Source organism: Brevibacterium sp. HMSC24B04, from assembly GCF_001806835.1.
GTDB lineage: Bacteria > Actinomycetota > Actinomycetes > Actinomycetales > Brevibacteriaceae > Brevibacterium > Brevibacterium ravenspurgense.
The window spans coordinates 60,446-81,466 of sequence record NZ_KV786087.1 but is presented as its reverse complement, the minus strand read 5'-3'; the positions used below and the strand labels follow the sequence as shown (position 1 = coordinate 81,466).

Annotated in this window: 19 protein-coding genes and 1 riboswitch; of the genes, 5 read left to right on the top strand and 14 right to left on the bottom strand. The window is 64.4% G+C overall.

Annotation, left to right across the window (positions count from 1 at the left end; all coding sequences use genetic code 11):
• Positions 1 to 254 precede the first annotated feature (254 nt).
• The 11 genes from HMPREF3092_RS05145 to ribD form a co-directional block, all read right to left on the bottom strand.
• A complete protein-coding gene (locus tag HMPREF3092_RS05145; RefSeq protein WP_070424061.1) occupies positions 255 to 1,400 on the bottom strand; it encodes an asparaginase in 1,146 nt (381 codons plus the stop codon).
• A gap of 108 nt (positions 1,401 to 1,508) precedes the next feature.
• Positions 1,509 to 2,417 carry a prenyltransferase gene (locus tag HMPREF3092_RS05140; protein ID WP_070424060.1) on the bottom strand — a complete coding sequence of 303 codons (909 nt, stop codon included), beginning with the start codon at positions 2,415 to 2,417 and terminating at the stop codon, positions 1,509 to 1,511.
• Entirely contained in the window at positions 2,411 to 2,788 is a 378-nt protein-coding gene (locus HMPREF3092_RS05135) for a lycopene cyclase domain-containing protein (RefSeq protein WP_070424059.1), read from the bottom strand. The genes HMPREF3092_RS05140 and HMPREF3092_RS05135 overlap by 7 nt, the downstream gene beginning before the upstream one ends.
• Entirely contained in the window at positions 2,785 to 3,207 is a 423-nt protein-coding gene (locus HMPREF3092_RS10980) for a lycopene cyclase domain-containing protein (protein ID WP_141737957.1), read from the bottom strand. Before HMPREF3092_RS10980 ends, HMPREF3092_RS05135 begins: the two co-directional genes overlap by 4 nt.
• Complete coding sequence (crtI, locus tag HMPREF3092_RS05125; protein WP_070424058.1) at positions 3,204 to 4,787, bottom strand: phytoene desaturase family protein; 1,584 nt, start codon at positions 4,785 to 4,787, stop codon at positions 3,204 to 3,206. Before crtI ends, HMPREF3092_RS10980 begins: the two co-directional genes overlap by 4 nt.
• Complete coding sequence (locus tag HMPREF3092_RS05120) at positions 4,787 to 5,683, bottom strand: phytoene/squalene synthase family protein (protein ID WP_070424057.1); 897 nt, start codon at positions 5,681 to 5,683, stop codon at positions 4,787 to 4,789. The genes crtI and HMPREF3092_RS05120 overlap by 1 nt, the downstream gene beginning before the upstream one ends.
• A gap of 35 nt (positions 5,684 to 5,718) precedes the next feature.
• Positions 5,719 to 6,990, bottom strand: a complete 1,272-nt coding sequence (locus tag HMPREF3092_RS05115) for an amidase (protein WP_070424056.1) — start codon at positions 6,988 to 6,990, stop codon at positions 5,719 to 5,721.
• A gap of 108 nt (positions 6,991 to 7,098) precedes the next feature.
• On the bottom strand, positions 7,099 to 7,575 hold the full coding sequence (gene ribH / locus HMPREF3092_RS05110; RefSeq protein WP_070424055.1) for a 6,7-dimethyl-8-ribityllumazine synthase: 477 nt from the start codon (positions 7,573 to 7,575) through the stop codon (positions 7,099 to 7,101).
• The gene (locus tag HMPREF3092_RS05105; RefSeq protein WP_070424054.1) at positions 7,575 to 8,825 is read right to left on the bottom strand and encodes a bifunctional 3,4-dihydroxy-2-butanone-4-phosphate synthase/GTP cyclohydrolase II; all 1,251 of its coding nucleotides are present in this window, start codon (positions 8,823 to 8,825) and stop codon (positions 7,575 to 7,577) included. The genes ribH and HMPREF3092_RS05105 overlap by 1 nt, the downstream gene beginning before the upstream one ends.
• A complete protein-coding gene (locus HMPREF3092_RS05100) occupies positions 8,822 to 9,502 on the bottom strand; it encodes a riboflavin synthase (protein WP_070424053.1) in 681 nt (226 codons plus the stop codon). The genes HMPREF3092_RS05105 and HMPREF3092_RS05100 overlap by 4 nt, the downstream gene beginning before the upstream one ends.
• A complete protein-coding gene (gene ribD, locus HMPREF3092_RS05095) occupies positions 9,483 to 10,568 on the bottom strand; it encodes a bifunctional diaminohydroxyphosphoribosylaminopyrimidine deaminase/5-amino-6-(5-phosphoribosylamino)uracil reductase RibD (RefSeq protein WP_070424146.1) in 1,086 nt (361 codons plus the stop codon). Before ribD ends, HMPREF3092_RS05100 begins: the two co-directional genes overlap by 20 nt.
• 96 nt (positions 10,569 to 10,664) lie before the next feature.
• Positions 10,665 to 10,808, bottom strand: a riboswitch (FMN riboswitch).
• 171 nt (positions 10,809 to 10,979) lie between these two features.
• Between ribD and HMPREF3092_RS05090 the strand changes: the two genes are divergently transcribed.
• The 3 genes from HMPREF3092_RS05090 to HMPREF3092_RS05080 all read left to right on the top strand — a co-directional run bounded on the left by HMPREF3092_RS05090 (position 10,980) and on the right by HMPREF3092_RS05080 (position 13,742).
• Positions 10,980 to 11,411 carry a MarR family winged helix-turn-helix transcriptional regulator gene (locus HMPREF3092_RS05090; RefSeq protein ID WP_070424052.1) on the top strand — a complete coding sequence of 144 codons (432 nt, stop codon included), beginning with the start codon at positions 10,980 to 10,982 and terminating at the stop codon, positions 11,409 to 11,411.
• Positions 11,412 to 11,420: 9 nt separating this feature from the next.
• Entirely contained in the window at positions 11,421 to 12,209 is a 789-nt protein-coding gene (locus HMPREF3092_RS05085; RefSeq protein WP_070424051.1) for a DUF3800 domain-containing protein, read from the top strand.
• A 297-nt stretch (positions 12,210 to 12,506) separates the two neighbouring features.
• Positions 12,507 to 13,742, top strand: a complete 1,236-nt coding sequence (locus HMPREF3092_RS05080) for a DDE-type integrase/transposase/recombinase (protein ID WP_256174380.1) — start codon at positions 12,507 to 12,509, stop codon at positions 13,740 to 13,742.
• Between the two features lie 115 nt (positions 13,743 to 13,857).
• Here HMPREF3092_RS05080 and mgtE read toward each other — a convergent pair whose 3' ends face one another.
• The gene (gene mgtE, locus HMPREF3092_RS05075; protein WP_019174372.1) at positions 13,858 to 15,201 is read right to left on the bottom strand and encodes a magnesium transporter; all 1,344 of its coding nucleotides are present in this window, start codon (positions 15,199 to 15,201) and stop codon (positions 13,858 to 13,860) included.
• Between the two features lie 105 nt (positions 15,202 to 15,306).
• Here mgtE and HMPREF3092_RS05070 point away from each other — a divergent pair, with 105 nt between their 5' ends.
• Positions 15,307 to 17,403 carry a RecQ family ATP-dependent DNA helicase gene (locus HMPREF3092_RS05070; protein ID WP_070424049.1) on the top strand — a complete coding sequence of 699 codons (2,097 nt, stop codon included), beginning with the start codon at positions 15,307 to 15,309 and terminating at the stop codon, positions 17,401 to 17,403.
• A 37-nt stretch (positions 17,404 to 17,440) separates the two neighbouring features.
• On the opposite strand, the gene HMPREF3092_RS05065 is transcribed toward HMPREF3092_RS05070, so the two are convergent.
• On the bottom strand, positions 17,441 to 18,262 hold the full coding sequence (locus tag HMPREF3092_RS05065; protein ID WP_070424048.1) for a DedA family protein: 822 nt from the start codon (positions 18,260 to 18,262) through the stop codon (positions 17,441 to 17,443).
• Positions 18,263 to 18,316: 54 nt separating this feature from the next.
• On the opposite strand from HMPREF3092_RS05065, the gene HMPREF3092_RS05060 reads away from it, so the two are divergent.
• On the top strand, positions 18,317 to 19,276 hold the full coding sequence (locus HMPREF3092_RS05060; protein WP_070424047.1) for an alcohol dehydrogenase catalytic domain-containing protein: 960 nt from the start codon (positions 18,317 to 18,319) through the stop codon (positions 19,274 to 19,276).
• Positions 19,277 to 19,355: 79 nt separating this feature from the next.
• Here HMPREF3092_RS05060 and HMPREF3092_RS05055 read toward each other — a convergent pair whose 3' ends face one another.
• Complete coding sequence (locus tag HMPREF3092_RS05055; protein WP_070424046.1) at positions 19,356 to 20,891, bottom strand: carboxylesterase/lipase family protein; 1,536 nt, start codon at positions 20,889 to 20,891, stop codon at positions 19,356 to 19,358.
• Between the last annotated feature and the right edge of the window lie 130 nt (positions 20,892 to 21,021).

Sequence of the window (21,021 nt, the reverse complement as noted above, 5' to 3'; positions counted from 1 at the left end):
TACTGCGTGAGTCTGGCTTGGGTGGTGCGCCTGCATGAGTGCCTGAGTCTGGTGTGGCTTGGGTGGTGCCGTGTTTGGTGGGTGAGGTGGGGCTGGGCTTCGGACGGTTTCTGTGGGTTGTCGGCGGTTGGGGTGGTGTGCTGTGTTGGCGCGTTGTGCCTGTTCTTCCTACGCTGCCGCCCGTTTGTGGGCGTAGTTTCACGCTTTATTGCAGTTTCACGCGTTGTTGTGGCGCATTTACGCGCAAATCTGCATTAGCGCGTGAAACCGGGGCGGAAGGGAGCGAAAGCCGCCTCGACGTCAGCACGAACGTCGGCACCATCCCCACCGACACCGCCGACCCCACCAACAGCCAGCGCCAGCCGCAGCTGCAGCCGCGCCTTATAGGGATCGAGCACACCCGAGGGCACAAGTCCCATCTTCTGCAAACCGATTTCAGCGCCGGGATAGCCGTAGGTGTTCTCCAGCGCAGACCCCGAACCCGTGCGCGACGAGTACACCACCGGCATCTGCTGAGCCAGTCGCTCAACCGGAGGAAGCGCCGACTGCGGCACGTGCCCACCTCCAACACCTGCAAGGACACAGCCGGCATAACCGGCATCGGCAACAGCATCGAGAATCGCCAGCGAATCTCCCAAGCCAATGGCAATAACAGCCACCTGAGGGAACACATCCGCGCTGGTCAGGCCGGGGAATTGGGGACGAGGTGCCGCCCCGGCCGCTCCTGCCACTCCGGCTGCCGGAACATGCGGCAGGATGACACGGTCTTCGCTCACCCAGCCCAGCGGCCCAGCAGAAGGTCCGGAGGAAAAAGCGTGGATGAAGCTCGTGTGGTCTTTGCGCACAAAAACGGGGTCGTGGATTTCATCGGCCATTACCAAGGCACTCGCCAGGCCCCGGACCTGCGGCGACAGTGCCGCAATGACAGCCGCCCGCACATTTGCAGGGCCATCAGCGCCGGGCAGGGACGGGTTGCGCATGGCCCCAGTGACCACAATCGGAACACCCGAATCGTTGATCCGCGACAGCACAAACGCAGTTTCTTCGAGCGTGTCTGTGCCCTGCGTGAGCACAACCCCAACGGCCCCTTCATCCGCAGCAGTCCGCGCCGATTCCACGACGCTCACCAGGTGCTCGACCGTGATCGAGCCGGAGCCGACCTGTGCCACCTGCTCGAAGGTCAGCTGCAGACCGGATGACGAGGCGCCTGCCCCCTGGCCGCCTTCCTCACCCGCCTGCCCCGCGGGTGGGGCAACGTGGCCAACCACAGAACCGACGTCAATCGTGTCGAGGCGGGCGGCGCGTGCAATGTCTTCGCCGGAAACGCTGGGAGACACCCCTCCGGACTCGGTGGGAACAGACGCAATCGTTCCGCCCAGGGCGGCAATGTGGATCCTCATGCCTCCACAATAAGGCCCGGAACAACAGGGGCCGAGGCGCCCATTCGGCGCGCTCCACAGAAGCATGTGCCCACCCGCATGGGCGCGGCAACTACGCCAGCCGCACCCCTACAGCAGAGCGCCCGCCAGCAGAATCATCGTCAGGACGAAGCCCGCCGCGTAGTTCAGCCACAGGAAAACCTGCCAGCCGGCACGGGTCCGCTCCGCCGATGCGTCATCAATGCTCAAAAAGCGAACCGCATTGGCAGTATAGGCCAGCCCTACGACCGCCATGATGTCCAGCGGGAACGGGGTGAGACCCATGAGCACGGCCGCCGCCGCGTACAACCCAACCGCCACAGCCACCGTTCCGCGCGCGCCGAATGCCGTGGCAATCGACTTAAGTCCGGCTTCGCGGTCGGGCCCGATGTCCTGCACTGCCCCGAACGCCTGGCTTGCCATGCCCCACAGGAAGAACGCGATGAGCCCCACGACTCCCGCTGCACTCACACCAGAGCCCAAAACACCCGAACCAGTCCCAGCCCCTGCCGAATCACCACCAACCCCGCCGGCCAGCAGCGTCACGGCGAACCAGGCCGGTGTGGAGAAGTGCAGGGAGCTGGTCACGGAGTCCAGCACGGGGATTTCTTTGAACCGCAGGCCTCTCATCGAGTACGCGACAACCGCGAACAGGCTGAAAACCAGCATCGCCTTGGCCACCCATGGCGCCGTCACCAGGAAGTACAGCACGAACGGCAGACAGCTGAGGACCGCGGCAAGAAGGGTCGGCCGGTGCAGTGCGGGGTCGAGCACACTGCCTTCCACACCGCCTTTGCGCGGATTGCGCATGTCGGATTCGTAGTCGAAAACGTCGTTGATCCCGTACATGGCCAGGTTGTACGGCACCAGGAAGAACAGGCATCCCAGCCAGAAATCGAGGCTCAGCCCGCCGCCCATCAGCAGGTACGCCGCCCCGAACGGGTAGGCGGTGTTGACCCAGCTGAGCGGGCGGGATGACAGGAAAAGGTGCTTCAGCACTGCTCGTCACCACCACTGACGAGGCGCCTGTCACCACCACTGCCGAGGTGCCGCTCACCACCGCCGCCACGGGCGGCACGGTCTGTTCTCGGCTGGAGCAGGTGAGCCCAGAGTGCCGGCAGGACGAGCACCGCGAAGACGGTGTAGGAAAGGTCTTCGATCGGCATGAGCCCAATCGTGATGCCCGACGATGTTTCCGGCGAATAGTAGAACAGCCCAACGCCGATCATGATGTTGTCGAAGATGATCGTCAGGGCGATGAGCACTGCTGCCGTCAGCAGCCACGGGCCAGTGGGAATGCGCTTGCGGGTACTCCACGCAAGCAGTGCTGCGGGTATGAGGAAGCAGGCGTTGAGAAGCGTGTACGTCACGGCTGCCCCGCCTCCCGACCAGGTTGGTGACCCGCCTTCCGGCCAGGTTGGTGACCGGCCTGTCGACCGGCACCTCGTCCGACCCTCCATTCAGCCAGCTTCGCGGCCCCGACGAAAACGTTGATGGTCAGCCACACCAGGAAGAACAGGAACAGCAGCTCTTCCATCGGCAGGTGCGGAGCCAGGTTGATGCCCGTCATGTAGGGCGAATCGCCTCGGAAGAACACGTCCAGTTCAATACCGAGAATGTCCCACAGCAGGAACAGGGCCCACACGCCGAAGTGCACTCCGGCGGTTCGGGCCCACACACCAGCTGACTTGCTGCGCAGCGCGGCACCCCAGAACAGGCCGTGGCGAAAGTCGAGGATCGCCATGCCCAGCAGCGAAAAGCCGAGTGCGCCCGCGTAGGCCCAGCTCATGTGCGCTCCAGCAGGTCGACGGCGTTTTCAGCGCTGATAAGGCACATGGGCAAGCCCACGCCCGGCGCTGTGTAGGCGCCAGCGTGCACGAGCCCGCGCGCACGCGCCTTCTGCGGGAAGCGGAACATCGCCGACTGCGACAGCACATTCGCCGGCCCGAGTGCCGATCCGCGCCGCGGGTCGATATCGCCGGGACCAAAAGCCCGACGCACCCGCAGGTGTGCGGCCAGATCAACGCCGATGCTCGCGCCCAAAGAGTCAATGATCCGGTCGGCGTACTGCTCAAGCAGCTGCGAGCCGGTGCGCAGTTGTGGGTCAGCTGGGGCCGGCACCAGCACAAACAGGTTCTCCGAGTCCGCCGGAGCCACAGAAGCATCCGTACGCGACGGCGCACACACATAGGCCGACGCCGGCTGGGGCAGACGCTTGTCCGCCCCGAAGATCTGCGTGAAATTGCTGTCCCAGTCAGACGTGAAGAACAGGTTGTGGTGGTGCAGCTGCGGCAGCCTCCGGTCAACACCCAAAAGCAGCGTGACCGCGCCGATGCCGTAGTCCCGCCGCGCCCACCACTGCTGACTCCGCGTCCGCAGACGCTTGGGCAGCAGAGCCTCAAACGCCTCAAGATCACAGGCCGCAACAACCGCGTCACTGTCGAAGTCGACAACAGAACCTGAACCGCGCGAGCCGGCCTCCACCTCGTCAGCACTTGGAACGTGAGCACCCTGGCCAGCCGCACCCGGCACATCAGCCGAACCACAGCGGGCCGTCACACCGACAACCCGCCTGCCCTGCGTGCGCACCGCCGTCACGGTGCAGTCGGTGCGAATGTCCACACCCAACCGGACCGCCGCCTGAGCCATCGCGGTGATGATCGTGTGCATTCCGCCCATGGGATAGCGCACGCCGTCGACAACATCGAGGTTCGTCATGAGGTGGTACATGCTGGGTGCGGTTTTCGGCTGCGTGCCGAGGAACACCGCCGGATAGCCCAGGATCTTCTGCAGCACGGGGTCGGTCACCGTCTGCTCAATCCGCCGCTGCATGGACTGGCCGAAAAGCCGCGGCAACTGCGGGAGTCGGGCAAGCACATCGGGCCGGGCAAACCGGGTGTAGTCCCGGGTAGTGAAGTTTGTGTAGAGGAAGTGCTCGAGCGCCAGCCGGTACGTGTCCGAGGCCGATTCCACGTAGCGGCGCACCCGCTGAGCCGCACCGGGTTCGCGCTGGCTCACCAGCCGCAGGAAGGGCACGGTTCCACGGGGCACATCAACTGCCGAGGTGCCGCTCCCGTTCCCGATGTCTTCCAGCAGGCCCGCTGGCCAGACCCGGAATCCCGGGTCGAGGTCGTGCAGGTCAAGGGGATTGTCTTGGCCCAGCAGGCTGAAGAAGCGGTCGAACACCTCCGGCATGAGGTACCACGATGGTCCCGTGTCGAACGCAAAACCAGCTTCCGTGTGCAGACCGGCCCGCCCACCGACTTCGCTGCGGGATTCCAGGAGAGTGACCTTCCAGCCGCGAGCGGCAGCCAGCGCCGCTGTGCCCAGGCCGGCAATACCTCCGCCGACGACCGTCAGTGAGCGCATCAGGCACCTGACCAACCGCGAACCGCGGCGGCTCGGGCTGCGAAAACAGCCTTGCGCGGTGCGGGGATACGCAGGCGGGTCCGCTGGAGTTCATCGACGGGAGTCGCCGCCACCCGTTCGGCGAGTTCTTCGAAGATGCCCAGCGCGGTGCCGACTGCGGTGCGCACGCGCCACGGCAGCAGCGGCATGGCTTTACGCGCCGCGGCAAAATCTGCCTGAATAATGTCCAGCTGGCGGGCTTTTTCCTCTTCTGTGAACTTGCCTTCGCTGTCCAGCAGGTAGGTTCTGCCCAGCTCAGCCGTGTCGGACCCAAGGTCGCGCAGGAAGTTGACGCGTTGGAAGGCCGCGCCCAGACCTCGTGCGCCGTCTTCCAGGATCTGCTGTTCTTCCGCGGTGGGGTTTTCGTCTTCCATGAAAATCGCCAGGCACATCAGCCCGATCACTTCTGCCGAACCGTGAATATAGGAATCCAGCGAAACCGGCGAATGGTGTTCGGGCCGGATATCGCGGTACATGGACGAAAAGAACGGGTCCCACAGTTTCGGCCCGATCCCGGTGCGCCGCGCGGTGTCCGCAAAAGCATGGGCTATGAGGTCAGACGAAAATCCGGTGCGGCACGCTTCAGCTATCCGCAGTCGGAAGTCATCGAGAGCCTCCGCCTGCGCGGCGGGGCCGGCGGGGTAGGCCCCGTCGACGATTTCATCGGCAATCCGCACCACGGCGTAGAGGCTTGCGATGCTGCGCTCCATACGCTTTGGCAGCAGTGATGCGGCAAAGGAGAACGAGGTGGAATAGGACCGGATGACAGCCGAAGCCGCACGGTAGGCGGTCCGGGTGTATCGCTGGGTGGGCGGCAGCAGGTCGAGCGTCCTGCCGCGTGAAAAGGGCAGTGTCATTCAGGCGGGGTCATTCATGGTGTCAGGCGATCTGCTCAGTTAGCGCCGGCCTGCGGGTCAGTCTGCTGCTCAGCTTTCGCTTCAGCCTGCAGCCGGCGTTCAACCTCAGCGGCCACCGCGAGTACCGTCGCGTCTTCGCCAGGCTTGCCGGCAATGTGCAGGCAGGCGGGTGCGCCGTTGGCGTACTTACGGCCGGTGGGGATGGTGATGGCGGGCCAGCCGAGCACGTTGAACAGCTGGGAGTAGCGGACAAAGGCCGGACGAGCGTCGGGGCCAATGCTGTCCCACGGGACGGTTCCACCGTCCAGCGCGGGCGACACAATGACGTCGACATCAGCGAACTGAGCCAGAGCGCGCTCACGCAGAGCCTCAACATCAGCCAAAGCCTGCTGGTAGTCGGCTTCAGAAACATCTGCAGACTGCTTGACCCGGTCGAGGACACCGGGGGTAAAGGCTTCCGGCTGGTCTTCGGCCAGCGGGCCCAGAATCCGGAAGGACTCGTATTTGCGGACAGTGTCATACAGCGCACCGGACCCTTCGATGAAGGGTTCGAGGTCCACCGGTGTCGTCGTGTCGAGGTAGTCCGCACCGTCTTCAATCCAGTGCGGTGCGCTCAGTTCGAACGTGCCGACCGCGACCGATGCGGGCGCACCTGCCGAAAAGTCCACAACAGCCGAGAACACCCGGACAGCCTCGCTGACGGTGCGGGTGAAGAAGCCGAGCGTGTCGAACGACGGCGACAGCGGGAAAACACCGTCAGTGTTGACCGCACCCAGGGTGGGTTTGAAGCCCACAACACCCTGACATCCAGCGGGAACGCGCACCGATCCGGCGGTGTCGGAGCCGACGGCGAAGGGAACCGCCCCGGCGGCCACAAGCGCGGCCGAACCAGAAGATGATCCGCCGGTGCACAGCTGGGCACCCGCGGGATTGATCACAGTGCCGAATGCGGAGTGCTCACCGAAAATGCCGTGCGAAAACTCCTGGCAGTTGGTTTTGGCCACCGGGATCGCACCTGCGGCCATGAGACGTTGAATGACATCGGCGGTGCCGGTTCTCGCATCCGGGTGGCTCAGAACGTCCACGCGCGAACCCATCGAGGTAGGAGCGCCGGCAATGAACACGATGTCCTTCACGGCAAACGGCTGGCCTTCCAGCGCTCGCGGTGGAAGGCCTTCGGCGGCGCGCTGCGCGGCTTCGCCAGCGCGCTCGCGGGCAAGTTCCGGCAGCATTTCGGTGACGGCGTTGAACCTGTCTCCGGCAGATGCCACTTCGCGGAGGATGCGATCAATGTCGGCAACAGTCACTTCTACTCCCTCGACGGTCAGACCAGTCCTGCTAAGGATAGCCGGCCCAGCCGCCGGCACCTCGGCACCTGGGCCGGTGCTGTGGCGACCGGCGTCTCGGGCAGAAGATCAGCGCAGCCCGCGCAGCACATCGGCGGTGGCCAGCGCCGCGGTTGCCGCTTCGTACCCCTTGTCTTCGTTCGAACCTTCCAGGCCGGCCCGGTCGAGGGCCTGCTCTTCCGTGTCGCATGTCAGCAGGCCGAAGCCCACGGGCTTGCCGGAATCGAGTGCCACGCGCGCCAAGCCGTCGGTGGCGGCAGCACACACGTAGTCGAAGTGCGGGGTGCCGCCGCGAATGACAACACCGAGGGCAACAACGCAGTCGTACTTTTCAGCGGCAGCCTGGGCTGCGATCGGCAGCTCAAATGAGCCCGGCACCCAGTGGACGGGTGCGTCGATGCCGGCTTCCGCGGCGGCGCGCTGGGCACCGGCCACAAGCCCGCCCATCACCCGGTCGTGCCAGCGCGAGGCGATGATCGCCATGCTCAGCGAGCCCGCCTCAACCGCCGTGCGGGGTGAGATTTCGGGTGCTCCGTGTCCTGCCATCAGAGTGTCCTTTCCAGAAGGTGCGACATCCTGTCGCGTTTGGCTGCCAGGTAGGCGATGTTTTCCGGCCGCGGGGCAACTTCGGCATCCACGCGGCTCACGTCGATGCCCTTCTGCTGCAGCGCGGTGATTTTTGTGGGGTTGTTCGTCATGAGCCGCACCGCATGCAACCCCATGTCGGCAAGGATTGCCGCGACGGCGTCGTACTTGCGCGCGTCAGCGGCAAAGCCCAGTCGGGTGTTGGCATCGACCGTGTCCAGACCGGTGTCCTGCAGGGAATACGCGGCGATTTTGGCGGCCAGCCCAATGCCGCGGCCTTCGTGTCCGCGCACGTAGATCACGTGCCCGCCGACAGTCGCAATGGTGCGCAGCGCCTGGGCCAGCTGTTCGCCGCAGTCGCAGCGGTGCGAACCGAAGACATCGCCCGTCAGGCATTCGGAGTGCACGCGCACAAGAGGTGCTGCATCCGCGGTCGGCGGGCCGCTGAGCACCAGGTGGTCGGTGCCGTCGAAGGTGTAGGCGGTTGCCGTGAGCGTCCCGAAGTCAGTCGGCAGGGGAACCGTCTCTCCGCGTACGAGGCGCCGCTCGGCTCCGTCTTCTTCCGCAGCTTCCGGGATCGGCGTCATGGGGGCGTTCGGGTTGGCTTTGCGGTAGGCGATGAGGTCGGCGATCGTGACCATGGCCAGGCCGTGTTCGCGAGCGAATTCGGCCAGTGCCGCAAAGCGCATCATGGACCCGTCGTCGTGCACGATCTCGGCGATGACAGCCGCGGGGCTGCGGCCCGCCAAGCGGGCGAAATCGAGGCCGGCTTCCGTGTGGCCGTCGCGGGCGAGCACCCCGTCATCCTGCGCGATAAGCGGGAACAGGTGGCCGGGCCGGGTGAGGTCTTCCGCGCGGGTAGCGGGGTCTGCCAGGAGGCAGGCGGCGATGCTGCGATCAGCTGCGCTGATGCCGGTCGTTGTGCCTTCCTTCGCGTCGACGCTCACGGTGTAGGCGGTGCCCTTGGGGTCTTCGTTGTTCGCCGTCATGGGCGGCAGCGCCAGCCGCTTGGCGGTTTGGGCTGGAATGGGTGCGCACACAACCCCCGATGAGTACCGGATGATGAACCCCATCCATTCGGGCGTTACGGCGTCGGCCGCCATGATGAGGTCGCCTTCGTTTTCGCGGTCTTCGTCATCGACGACGACAATCGGGCGGCCCGCCGCGATCTGCTCGATCGCGTATTCAATAGAGGCCAAGGTGGCGGTCATGGCTGGTCCTTTCCTGCTGTGAGAGTTGCGAATTCGGCGCGGCGTTCGGCGTATTTCGCCAGAATGTCGACCTCGATGTTGATGGGGTCCCCTGGTTTGACCTGGCCGAAGATTGTGCGCTCAAGGGTTGCTTCGATCAGTCCGACTTCCACCCAGTGCTCATCGGCATCGGCGGGGCTGACGGCGGTCAGGGTGAGGCTCGTGCCGGACAGGCTGATGGAGCCCTTCTCCACGGTGTAGGGCGCAAGATCGGCGGGAATGTTCACGCGCACTGTGCGCCACAGGCCGTTGTCCTCAACAGAAGCCACGCGCCCCACGCCGTCTACGTGGCCTTGCACAATGTGGCCGTCAAAACGGCCGCCGGCGGGCATACAGCGTTCAAGGTTCACCGGATCACCCGGCTGCAGGGCACCAAGGGCGGAGCGGCGCAGAGTTTCGCCCATGAGCAGGGCACGGAAGGTGCCTTCGGGCTGGTGGCCGGCCGGCACCTCGTCCTTTTCTTCTGCCCCTGCGGCAGCCAGGGGTGCCGAGGTGAGGCACACCCCGTTGACCGCGAGTGAACCTCCCGGCGGGAGGTCGGCGACGATCTGCCCGGCCTCCAGGGTCAGATAGGCGCTGTCGCCAGCCTGCTCAAGCGAAACGACGGTTCCGACGTGCTCAATGATTCCGGTGAACATGGTGTCCTTTCTCAGCCGGGACCAGGCGCAGCAGAACATCTGCGCCGAGAACCTGTGGGTTGGGGTGGGCCGCACTGGCGGCATCGAGGGTGAAGCTGTGTGCTTCGTGCAAAGTGGTGACGTTCAGTCCGGCGGTGCTGCGCAGACCGTTACCCAAAAGCACGGGGGCTTGGTACACCAGGAGTTCGTCGGCCAGATCGCGGTCAATGAAGCTGCTGACCAGCCGGGGGCCGCCCTCAACAAGCAGATGTTCGACGCCGGCGGCTTTCAGCTTGGTCAGCGCCTCGTCGATTGTTTCGGCCGCGATGGTCCGTGGGTTCTGCGCCAGGTGGCTTTCCGGCGGCAGGGGGCGGCGGCCGATGACCACTGGGATCGGCTGGGAGGTGACGGTGGCAGTCTCTGGGCGGGCGCCCAGGCGGGGATTGTCGGCAAGCGCGGTGCCTGTGCCCACGGCAATCGCATCGACCTTCGCGCGAATCCCGTGCGCGTGGGAGCGGGCCTCTTCACCCGTGATCCACTGGCTAGTGCCATCGGCCGCAGCGGAACACCCGTCGAGGCTCTGGGCAATTTTGCACGTGATGAACGGCCGGCCCTCACGCACCGCCTGAAGCCAGCGCGCATTGAGAGCCTCGGCTTCAGCTGCCAGCACACCGGTCGTCACAGCAATGCCTGCCGCGCGCAGAATCTCCGCCCCGCCGCGGGCTGCCGGGTTCGGATCGGCTGTGGCAATGACGGTGTGGGTGATCCCAGCGTCGATGATCCTCTGAGTGCACGGGCCGGTGCGGCCGGTGTGTGAACACGGCTCCAGCGTCACGACCATCGTCGCGCCTGCCGTGTCAACGCCGTTGGCCTGAGCGAAGTCGAGTGCGGCAGCCTCAGCGTGGGCTGTGCCAGCACCGGCGTGAAAGCCCACGATCGGACCGGAGCCCGGCGGCAGGAGAACAGCACCGACAAGCGGAGTGGCGCCTCGTGAGCCGTGTGCGGCGTACTCAAGAGCAGCCCGCATGGCCTGCTCGTGGGTCAGGCCGGCGGCGTCAGGCAGAAGAAAAGCCGCCTGGACTTCCATGTGAACCTCCCGGTACAGCCGGGAGATGGGAGTCCACAGCGGCGCTGTGGGTTCGCAAAGGCACGCCGGGTACGCCGACAGTGCCTGCGCGAGCAGACTGTGTTCCTCCCATCCAGACTCTTACTGTCGGTCTCGGAATTGCACCGAGTCAGCCGGGTGTTCGCACGGCGTGTGCCGTGGAGCAGCCGGGTCGCGGACTGTCACCGCCGGTACGGAATTTCACCGTCCCCGGAACATCTGAAGCTCATAGTAGCCCCTGGGTGTGACACGTGCGACACGGGGTGGGGAGGTGCCGGGCTGACGAGGTGCCTGCCCGGGTGCTCTGGGGCGGCTGGTTCTGGGGTGGTCGGGGTGTGAGGCGGCTGGATGTGGGCCTTTGCGGCGTGCATAGCCAAGTTATATAAATGAGGTATGGAAAACGAACGTCTTGTCACTGATCTCGTTGCCGCAGCGGGGCGCTTCACCCGCGCTGTTCGTCGTGGCACTCACGGTGACGAAGGCTGGTCGGCCTGGCGTGCGCTGGCGGTCATCGACCAAAGTGAGCGCACCACGGTCGGGCTGCTGGGCCAGCTGTACGGATGTTCGCAGCCGGCAGCCACGAAGATCGCGGCACGGCTGACCGCGGACGGTTTCATTACACGCCGACCAGACCCAGATGACGCGCGCGCTTCTCTTCTGGAGATCACGGACAAGGGCCGTCAGTGGCTTGTGTCTGAACGCACCTCGGCGGTGCAGAAAATGGGTTCGACGGTCGACGACCTCACGGCTGAGGACGTCGCGGCGCTCACCCGTTCGGTCGACCTGCTCAACAGCATGGCGGCAGCCCTCGTCGAGGAGGAATGAAGGGCAGCGATGTCTGAGAAATACTTCGCCTACGTTGACGAGACTGGTGACCTTGGTGACTTGAGCGTGAGCCCCAAAGCAAGCCCGCACTTCGGAATGGCCGCCATTCTTTTTCCTGCCAGCGCAGCTGGCGATGTTCGCCAATTGATCACAGACCTTAAGGACGAATTCAGAGTTCCCCACGACAAGCCGTTTTCGTGGAAGGAGTACGTGCGAGATCACGACCGGCGCCTCCATGTCGCCGACCATCTCAGCATGTTGGACAAGGTGCAGGCCATCTATGTCTACACCGATAAGGCCGCCGTGACTGAGGGTACGTACACCACGGAACGTGGCGCGCTTTATAACTATGTTGCCGGAAAAATGTTGAAGAACATCCTCTGGGCGGCCCGGAACTCTGGCGTCAAGAAGGGTGATTTGACGATCCGCTTTTCACACGTCAAAGGCTTTGACCACGATTCTGTCAGCCGGCCCTACCTTGAAACGACTTTGCCGGCTCAGCAAAGCCTCCCGATGGAGTTGCTTGACTCCCTTCAGTGGGTGGCTGCGACGAAGTACCGCGAGTCCGATGTGGCCGATCTCTTTGCAGGCTGCTTGAATGAGGCTCTGCGCCCTGGGCGGTACGGGCACGTGGAGGGACGCTACCTCCGCACGGTCTGGCCGCGTGTACGAGGCGTGGAAAACTGCACTAACGCCAGCAACTACTGTGCCGTTCCCCTCGGATTTATGGCAATGCCGAATTACAAGGTGATCTCACCCGGGTGGTTCCCTTGTCCCGATTGTCCCAAAATCAAATAAGGAGCGGATTAGCACTCCCCGGAGTCGATCCACTTAAGGAGTGCGGCGTTGTGCGCCGCCGAGCATCCGGGCGAGTGCTAACCCGCTCCTCCAGGTAAACACCTCTAATATCGTGGTGTTTCCTACCTGTAGGATACAGGACCCCTTGTGCGCGTATCAATAGCGCGACGAGACTCATGGAAAGTCCCCGGGTGAACAGGGGCCGTGCCTCATGTATTTTTCCCCGCGAAATTTGTGGGTGTATGGCGACCATGGGGTATGGATCGTGAGGGATTGTCATTGAAGGCCAGGTATGAGGTGACTAAGAAGTACGCTGCGGCTTATGCAGCGGCTTCGAAGAAGGAGAAGACCATCATCTTGGACCAGGTGGTCGCGGTGACCGGGTGGAACCGGGACCATGCCCGGCAACAGCTGCGGGCGCGGTTGCGTCAGCCCAAAGGCCGGGCCACTGCCACGATCGCGGTGATCGATCGGCGCCGCACCAAGGCCTATAAGTACTCCTACGATGCCCGTAAAGTACTCCAGAAAGTCTGGGCGGCCAGTGGTGCAATCTGCGGGAAATACCTCGCGGCCTCTATGGGTGACTGGCTTGACCAGATGGAAGCCGAAGGCGCTCTCACCAAAGGAAGCGACCGCTACAGCCACCAGGTTCGTGAAGAACTCTTAGCAATGTCCGCTGCCACGATTGACCGCTACCTCACCCCAACCCGGGCCAAAGACCCCATCCGGGGCAAAACAACCACCAAACCAGGAACACTGCTGCGTAACTCGATCACCATCCGCAAAGCCGGTGACGAAGTCGAAGCCGAACCAGGATTCTTCGAAGTCGATACCGTCGCCCACTGCGGACCAACACTCAAAGGCGAGTTCTGCCGCACCGTGAACTTCACCGACATCCACACCGGATGGGTCTTTACCCACACCATCCGCAATAACGCCCACCAGCACATCCTCACAGCATTCAACCTCCTCACCACCACCGTGCCCTTCGATATCACCGGCATCGACTGCGATAACGGCAGCGAATTCATCAACCACGACCTCATGGGATGGGCCAACGAACACAAAGTGTTCTTCACACGCTCACGGCCCTACACAAAAAACGACCAAGCCACCATCGAGTCCAAAAACAACCACCTCGTTCGCCGCTACGGCTTCTACCACCGCTACGACACACCAACAGAACTCGAACTGCTCAACAAACTCTGGGCCCTTACCTACGACCGACTGAACTTCCTCACCCCAACCAAAAAACCCACCGGCTGGAGCACCGACACCCTCGGCAGACGCAAACGCACCTACGACTCACCCCGCACCCCCTACCACCGACTCCTCGAAGCAGGCATCCTCAACCCCACACAACAAGCCGAACTCACCGCATACAAAACCACACTGAAACCAACAGCCATCGCCCGCGAAATAACCCGCATCCAAAACGAACTGAACCGACTCGCCGCAACCAAAACCCGCAAACTCGAAGAACAACTCCACCCACACACCCCACCAACCACAGGCATACGCCGCGTCAGCTAAACCCCACACCCACTACGCGGGGAAAAACACATGAGGCACGGACCCCCACTACGCGGGGACTTGACAATGAGGCACCACGTAGCGCACGAGCTGTGGGCTCGCCGGTTCAACCACTTCAGCTGAGCAGAATTGCCGTGGCGATCGAGAAGTAGATGATGAGGCCCGTCGCGTCAGCGAACGTGGAAATGAACGGGTTGGAGAACACCGCAGGGTCGGCGCCGACCTTCTTCGCGACCAGCGGCATGACCCCGCCGATCGTTGCAGCCATCGTGCAGATGGACAAGAGGGTTAGGCCGATGACGGTGCCGATGCCCACATCGAACGCCAGGGACGCCGCCAGGAAGCCCAGAACACCCAAGGTGAGTCCCAGGGTGAAGCCCACGCGAGCCTCACGCCAGATGATCTTCGGCATGTCGCGCACACGAACTTCGCCCATTGCCAGGGCGCGCGTGACGGTTGTGGCAGCTTGGTTGCCGGTGTTGCCGCCCGTACCGGTCAGCAGGGGAATGAACAGGGCCAGCGCAGTCAGCTGTGCCAGTCGGTCTTCGAATACGTTGAGCACCTGCACCGTCAGAACAGCTGAGACCGCGAGCATCGTCAGCCACACAACGCGGGACCGGAAGATGCTGAAGATCGAGGCTGACAGATAGGACTGCGCCAGGGGTTCCGAACCACCGGAGCGGGCGGTGTCTTCCGCGTCTTCTTCTTCGACGATGTCGATGACGTCGTCAATCGTCAGGATTCCCACCAGACGCTGTTCGCGGTCGACAATCGGCATAGCAATGAGCTTGTCGCTCAAGAAGCGGCGCGCAGTTTCTTCACGGTCGTCGATAGCGCTGGCGCTCACCGGCTGGTTGGCGATATCGCGGATGACAACCGAATCGTCTTCGCTCAGCAGGCGGCGCAGGCCGATGACTCCCGTGAGTTTGCGGCTGGAATCGACAACCGGCAGCAGGTAGATGGTTTCGGGGTCGTCAATCCTGCGGCGGACATAGGCCATGGCCTCACCCACCGTGAAGTCCTGATTGATGCCGATGACCTCCGGCGACATGTAGCGGCCGATCGCTTCGGGCGGATAGCCCAGAACCGAGGCGGTCATGTGGCGTTCGGACGGACTCAGCCCGGCCATGAGCCGGTCGGCGACCGCCGCCGGCAGTTCGTCGAACACGAGCGCGCGGTCGTCCGGGTCGAGGTCTTCGATGAGTTCGGCGACGTCGGTTGAGCGCAGCCCGCGGATCAGATCGGCCTGGTAGGCCGGCGGGAGGTCCTCAAAGATGTTCAGCGCGGTGTCTTTGTCCAGCACCCGGTAGAGCACGGCGGCCTGTTTGGCCGGCATTGATTCGATGAGGTACTGGAGGTCGTCGTTGCTGACATTGCGCGCAGCCTGGGCGAGTTCGGCCAGTTCTGCTTCGCCCTGGGGTCGCGATCGCAGCGCTTCTTCTATGAGTTCTACGGACACTGCCCCTCCTTGCGCTGCGTTTGGGGAAGGCCGTGCGGCACGCGGCGCGGTGCTGAAGGTGATTGGTCAGGCCGCCGTGTCGGTGCTCCCCCATAGACTTCGAATATGTCACGCGAAAACACTCTGCATGCCTCCGCCCAGTCGATCTTAGCCCAACTGACAGGGCGCCCCGACGCGGTTTTTCGCGACGGACAGCTGCAGGCAATCGAGACTCTGGTCCGCGATCGGCGCCGGGCTCTTGTCGTCCAGCGAACAGGGTGGGGCAAGTCCGCCGTGTACTTCGTGTCCGCCCGGCTGATTCGCGAAGCTGGGGGAGGGCCGACGCTCGTCATCTCCCCGCTTCTGGCCCTTATGCGCGACCAGGTGGCGGCAGCCCACCGGGCCGGTGTCAACGCGGTCACCATCAACTCGTCGAACGTCACCGAATGGGACGACGCGGTCGAGGCGCTGCGTCAGGACCGTGTTGATGTTCTGTTCATATCTCCCGAACGGCTCACGAATCCGCGGTTCCGGGATCACGTTCTCGGCGAGGTTCTCAAGCGGGTCGGCATGATCGTGGTCGATGAGGCTCACTGCATTTCAGACTGGGGGCACGACTTCCGACCGGATTACCGGCGGATCGGCGCGCTGGTGCGCTCGCTTCCGAACTCCGTGCCCGTTTTGGCCACAACCGCCACCGCTAACGAACGGGTGGTTGCCGATGTCGCGGCTCAGCTGGGGGACGACACTGTGGTTGTCCGCGGTCCGCTCACGCGGGATTCCCTGCGTTTGGGTGCTGCGGGTGTGTGGTCGGCACAGGACCGCATTGCGTGGCTGTGCCAGCACGTGGGAGATCTCCCGGGCAGCGGCATCATCTACACGCTCACGGTCTCAGCTGCAGAAGATCTCACGCGGGCACTGAAACAGGCCGGATGGAATGTCGAGGCCTACACCGGCAGCACGGATGCCGAAGAGCGCACGCGGCTGGAAGACGCTCTGAAGAGAAGCGAACTCAAAGCGCTCGTGGCCACAAGCGCGCTCGGTATGGGCTTTGACAAGCCCGACCTGGGATTCGTTGTGCACTTCGGCGCCCCCGCCTCGCCCGTGGCCTACTACCAGCAGGTCGGCCGTGCCGGCCGCGCAGTTGAGCACGCGGATGTCCTCCTCCTGCCCGGTGCCGAAGACCGCGCAATCTGGGACTACTTCGCAACTGCCTCGATGCCGGATCCGCAGGCGGCCGACCGCGCGCTGCAGGTTCTTGCCTCAGCAGATGGGCCCATGTCTGTCCCCGCTTTGGAGCCGCTTGTCGACATCAAGCGCTCAGCACTGGAACTGCTGCTGAAAACCCTGCAGGCAGACGGTGCTGTTGATCGAGTGCAGGGCGGTTACGTGTCCACGGGTGCCGGCTGGGAATACGACGCCGAACGCTACGCCGGTGTTGCCGCTGCCCGCGAACGCGAAGCGCAGGCCATGGAACAGTACTTGGCCACAGATGACTGCCGCATGGTGTTCCTCGCCCGCCAACTGGACGACACAACGGCCCAACCGTGCGGACGGTGCGACAACTGTGCTGGCACGTGGTGGTCGGAAGACATCGACGCGGGCCTGCGTGAGGGCGCTCAGTCGCTGCTGTCCTCCGTCGGTCTGCCTGTTGCACCGCGTGCCCAGTGGCCCACCGGGATGCCGAAAGCCGGCATCGACATCAAGGGCAAGATCCCCGAAGGCGAAAGGGCGGACACAGGCAGGGTCATTGCCCGGCTGACCGACCTCGGGGCGGGGCAGACGCTGCGACAGTTCCTGACTCCGGCATCACCCGATGAGCAGATACCCAAGACCATCGGCGACCTCGCGGTTTCCGTCCTGGCCGACTGGGACTGGCCGGTGCGTCCCGACTGCGTTGTCGGCATTCCCAGCGCCCACCGCCCGAACTCCGCGCAGTCCCTGGCCCAGGGGATCGCCGCTGTGGGCCGTATGGAGTATTTGGGTCAGCTGGAACTGCTGCGCGATCCGGGCAGCCCCGATGTCAACAGCGCCTACCGTGTCAAAAACCTGTGGGACGCCCTCAGGGTCGGCCCGCAGTTGGAAGCTGCGGTGGCTGGACGCACGGTCCTGTTGACGGACCTTGAAATCGCGTCGCGCTGGACTATGACGATCGCGGCGCGCCTGCTGAGGCAGGCGGGAGCGGCGGCAGTTCTGCCGTTCGCGCTCGCCCAGCGCGGGTGACTTCACTTAGGGCGGGTGAACTCGCCGGGCCCAGAGCTTAAGATTCCGAGTTCTTGCGCTTGGCAGCCCGGTCGCGTTCCTTCTTAGAGGTCCAGATGACGGTTCCCACGATGAGCGCCAGTGTGATCCACAGGGCGTATTTGTCGATGAGCTTGAGCAGATCAACCGCCGGCTGACCTATGAACCAGCCCAGGCTGGCACTGACCGTGGACACCAGCAGGGCGCACGCGATGTTGGCGCTGATGAACGTGCGGAATCGCATTCCGGACCATCCGGCCACCAGCCACACCAAGGATCCGGGCACACCCGGGAACCGGCCGAACACCACGAGCACCACCAGCAGCCACTGCGGCAGATCGCGGATTCGGGCCGCTTTCCTGTAGGCCTTCGGGGTGTTGGCCACCAAGCGCACCACGTTCTCTCCCCAGTGGCGGCCGGCCAGCCACCACAGCCAGTCGAACTTCACCGCGCCGATGAAGCCGGCAAGGATTGCAAACCACAGCGGGTAGCCCTCGACCTTGGCGAATGCGCCGGCTCCGGCAATAACGGTTTTTGCTCCCGTGATGACAGACAGCAGCACCGGCATTTTGGCAATGAGAAATGGGCGCAGCGGGAAGATGACAAGAAAGAACAGGGGCAGGCCAATGATGAAGCCCAGCAGCACTTTGTCTGCTTTTGAGGGTTTGCGGTCGCCCCACGGCCACGGGATCGGCTTTTCGGCTTCGGCGCTGCTGCCAGCGCTGTTATCAGCGCCGGTGTCGTGAGCACTGCCGTTCTGAGCATCGCCACGGCCGTCGCGTGGAACGCCATCATCGGGAAGGTCGCCGTGCTTGTCGTCCGCTCTTTCTTCGTGTGCCATTCCAGTAGTCTAAAGAAAGACCGCTGCCGGCAACGACGCGCGACAGGAGCTCTTATGCGAATCTTCGGCTTCACTGAATACGGCGGCCCCGAGGTGGCCGGTTTCCTCGATGTTCCCGCCCCGCGACCAGAGGGTGACGGCGTGCTCATCGACGTCGAAGCGACCACCGTCAATCCCGGCGATATCAAGGTTCGCTCCGGCCAGCGGCAAGAGTCTTTTCCGGTGCGCTTCCCCATGGCCATGGGCCGGGAGGCTGTCGGCACGATCCGCGAACTCGGTCCGGACGCTCCGACTGACTTGGAAGTCGGCCAGCGGGTTTTCGGTTCGGCGGCTCCCGGCATCGGAACTTTTGCCGAACAGACAGTGCTGACCGGCACCTCGGCGACCCCGCTGCCTGAAGAACTGAGCGCGGGAACAGCCGCCAGCATTCCCGCGGCGTTCGGGACCGCGCACGATGCGCTCAATCAGCTGGGCTTGCGGCCGGGCCAGCCGCTGCTGGTGATCGGCGCTGGAGGAGGCGTCGGATCCTCTGCTCTGTCGCTTGCCAAAGCCGCGGGTCTCACAGTGTGGGGAGTGGGTTCGGCTGGGAAACACGATGTCATTACGCGCATGGGCGCTGAACACGTCGAATCCGGTCCGGGGTGGACCGACCGGGTACGCCGGCTGGGCACTCCGGCTGCAATTCTTGATCTGGTGGGCGGCGATGTGCTCCGTGAGGGAGCCGAGCTCCTGTCGGACGAGGCGCCTGCTGGTTCTGCTGGTGAAGGAGCCGGTGATGTTGGTCAGCGGCCGCGAATCCTGTCAGCAGCCGACCCTGCTTTGGCGAAAGAGCTCGGCGGATCGGGCATTGTTCGGCACCGGACGCGCGAAGTCTACGCGCGCATCGCCCAGCTGTTGGCTGCATCGGCCGCACCCACATGGGTTTCAGCGCGCTACCGCTTTGCGGATGCCGCGCAGGCGGTCGCAGACGTTGAGGCTGGTCACGCTGCCGGCAAAATCATCATCCGCATCTGAAGCGCCAGCCGACCCAGCCGGCCCCAGCCTCAGTCGAGCAGCCGGCGGGAGTCCGGCGGCGCCTCGTCAGATCAGCCAGTCAGAGAAGTCCGTGGGGTGCCGCGGGCTGGCGAACAAAGCACTTCCAGCGCTCCAGCAGAGGGTGCGGGAGGACCCGCTCCTCGTCGGTGTGGGCGTCGAAAATCCGGGTGGCGCCGTCGTGGCTGAACTCCGGCCAGTCAGCCCGGCCGGTGCGGGCAAAGCGCAGCCAGGCGTCCCGCATGCGGCGGCCTGTGCGGCGTTCGCGCTCCGTGGGGCCCTGCGGGAAGGTCAGTGCACCCATCCCGTCGGTGTAGTTCTCAAACAGCAGCGGCAGGTCGACCGAGTGGGCGGCCTGGATTCCGCCGCGAGGGTCGGCCTCCAGCAGATAGGTCCACGCACCCGGAATCGCCTGGGCCATGTCGAGGGCCGGCACCGTGAACATGAAATCGGTGTTGACGCGTTCGTAGATGACCGGTGGGCGCGCTGTGCCTTCCGGTGCAGACACAAGGTTGGCGTACTGTTCGGACTCCGGCTGGGTGCGCGGGCCGATGGTTCCCAGAATGCGCTGTGCGACGGCGTCGTTCGGCTGACTGCGCGCAAGCGCCATGAACAGGTTGAACTCCTCGGCGTTGCTGCCGATGATCACCGGAATGTCCGGCGGCGTACTGCGCAGTGCTTTCCAGGGCCCGCGCGGCAGAACCGTGCCGTCGACCACCGGGGTCAGGGGCGGTTCGAATGCTGCGGCCGCGCCCCATGTGCCCATGCTGCGCTTGGCGGTGGAGTTGAGCTCCTCAAGCACCGCGCGGCGCTCGGTCAGGCTGAGTGAGCCGAAGAACTCGGGCGTTGCCTGCGCTCCGGGGTGCATTTGGCTGGCCGCACGGACAGCCGTGTCGGTGATCTGGGCTGCGAGGTCGGCTTCGAGGACCATGGACGGCGGGGATTGCAGGATGGCGCGCTGGAACAGGCCCTGCGCATCGGGCATTGTCAGCAGGCAGTGAATGGCGCCGGCACCAGCGGATTCGCCGAACACCGTCACTCGCTGCGGGTCGCCGCCGAAAGCGGCGATGTTGTTCCGCACCCAGGTGAGAGCCGCAATCTGGTCGAGCAGGCCGCGGTTGGCCGGAGCACCTTCCAGGTGGAGGAACCCCTCAAGCCCCAGCCGGTAGTTGATGGACACGAAGACGCAGCGCTCGCGGGCGAACACGGTGCCGTTGTACTGCGGTTCGGCTGAACCGCCCAGGACATAGGCCCCACCGTGAATCCACACCATGACCGGCAGTGCTTGACCCTGCGTGCGCTGGGCGGGCGTCCACACGTTGAGGCTCAACCAGTCATCGCCGTCGCGGTGCTCCTCCATCGGGATGTCGCCGGCGGGCATGAACTGCGGGCAGGGCGGACCGAAGGAGGTTGCCGCGAATTCTCCGCCGGGCAGGCTCTCCAGGGGCCGAGGTGCCTGGAAGGCTGCCGCTCCTGTCATCGGCTGGGCGTACGGGATGCCCAGGTAGCACTCGACTTCGCCGTCGCTGAGCCCGCGGACGGTACCGCAGGGGGCGGTGACGGTCGGCTGGCTGGATTCGGCTGATGTGGAAGTCATGGGCTCCGGTGTTTGTCGGTGGCGGTCTGACAGTCGTTGTGCCCACCACGATAGTCGCAGGGGTCGTGTTTGTGCCGGGTGTGACCGGGACAGATGCGAATCGGGCCGGTGGGAGTGTCCCACCGGCCCG

What these genes read in the sequence shown, in the direction of transcription:
- HMPREF3092_RS05145 (WP_070424061.1), bottom strand. Translation starts at nt 1,400, where the DNA reads ATGAGGATCCACATTGCCGCCCTGGGCGGAACGATTGCGTCTGTTCCC.
- HMPREF3092_RS10980 (WP_141737957.1), bottom strand. Translation starts at nt 3,207, where the DNA reads ATGAGCTGGGCCTACGCGGGCGCACTCGGCTTTTCGCTGCTGGGCATG.
- crtI (WP_070424058.1), bottom strand. Translation starts at nt 4,787, where the DNA reads ATGCGCTCACTGACGGTCGTCGGCGGAGGTATTGCCGGCCTGGGCACA.
- HMPREF3092_RS05120 (WP_070424057.1), bottom strand. Translation starts at nt 5,683, where the DNA reads ATGACACTGCCCTTTTCACGCGGCAGGACGCTCGACCTGCTGCCGCCC.
- ribH (WP_070424055.1), bottom strand. Translation starts at nt 7,575, where the DNA reads ATGGCAGGACACGGAGCACCCGAAATCTCACCCCGCACGGCGGTTGAG.
- HMPREF3092_RS05105 (WP_070424054.1), bottom strand. Translation starts at nt 8,825, where the DNA reads ATGACCGCCACCTTGGCCTCTATTGAATACGCGATCGAGCAGATCGCG.
- HMPREF3092_RS05100 (WP_070424053.1), bottom strand. Translation starts at nt 9,502, where the DNA reads ATGTTCACCGGAATCATTGAGCACGTCGGAACCGTCGTTTCGCTTGAG.
- ribD (WP_070424146.1), bottom strand. Translation starts at nt 10,568, where the DNA reads ATGGAAGTCCAGGCGGCTTTTCTTCTGCCTGACGCCGCCGGCCTGACC.
- HMPREF3092_RS05090 (WP_070424052.1), top strand. Translation starts at nt 10,980, where the DNA reads ATGGAAAACGAACGTCTTGTCACTGATCTCGTTGCCGCAGCGGGGCGC.
- HMPREF3092_RS05085 (WP_070424051.1), top strand. Translation starts at nt 11,421, where the DNA reads ATGTCTGAGAAATACTTCGCCTACGTTGACGAGACTGGTGACCTTGGT.
- HMPREF3092_RS05070 (WP_070424049.1), top strand. Translation starts at nt 15,307, where the DNA reads ATGTCACGCGAAAACACTCTGCATGCCTCCGCCCAGTCGATCTTAGCC.
- HMPREF3092_RS05065 (WP_070424048.1), bottom strand. Translation starts at nt 18,262, where the DNA reads ATGGCACACGAAGAAAGAGCGGACGACAAGCACGGCGACCTTCCCGAT.
- HMPREF3092_RS05060 (WP_070424047.1), top strand. Translation starts at nt 18,317, where the DNA reads ATGCGAATCTTCGGCTTCACTGAATACGGCGGCCCCGAGGTGGCCGGT.
- HMPREF3092_RS05055 (WP_070424046.1), bottom strand. Translation starts at nt 20,891, where the DNA reads ATGACTTCCACATCAGCCGAATCCAGCCAGCCGACCGTCACCGCCCCC.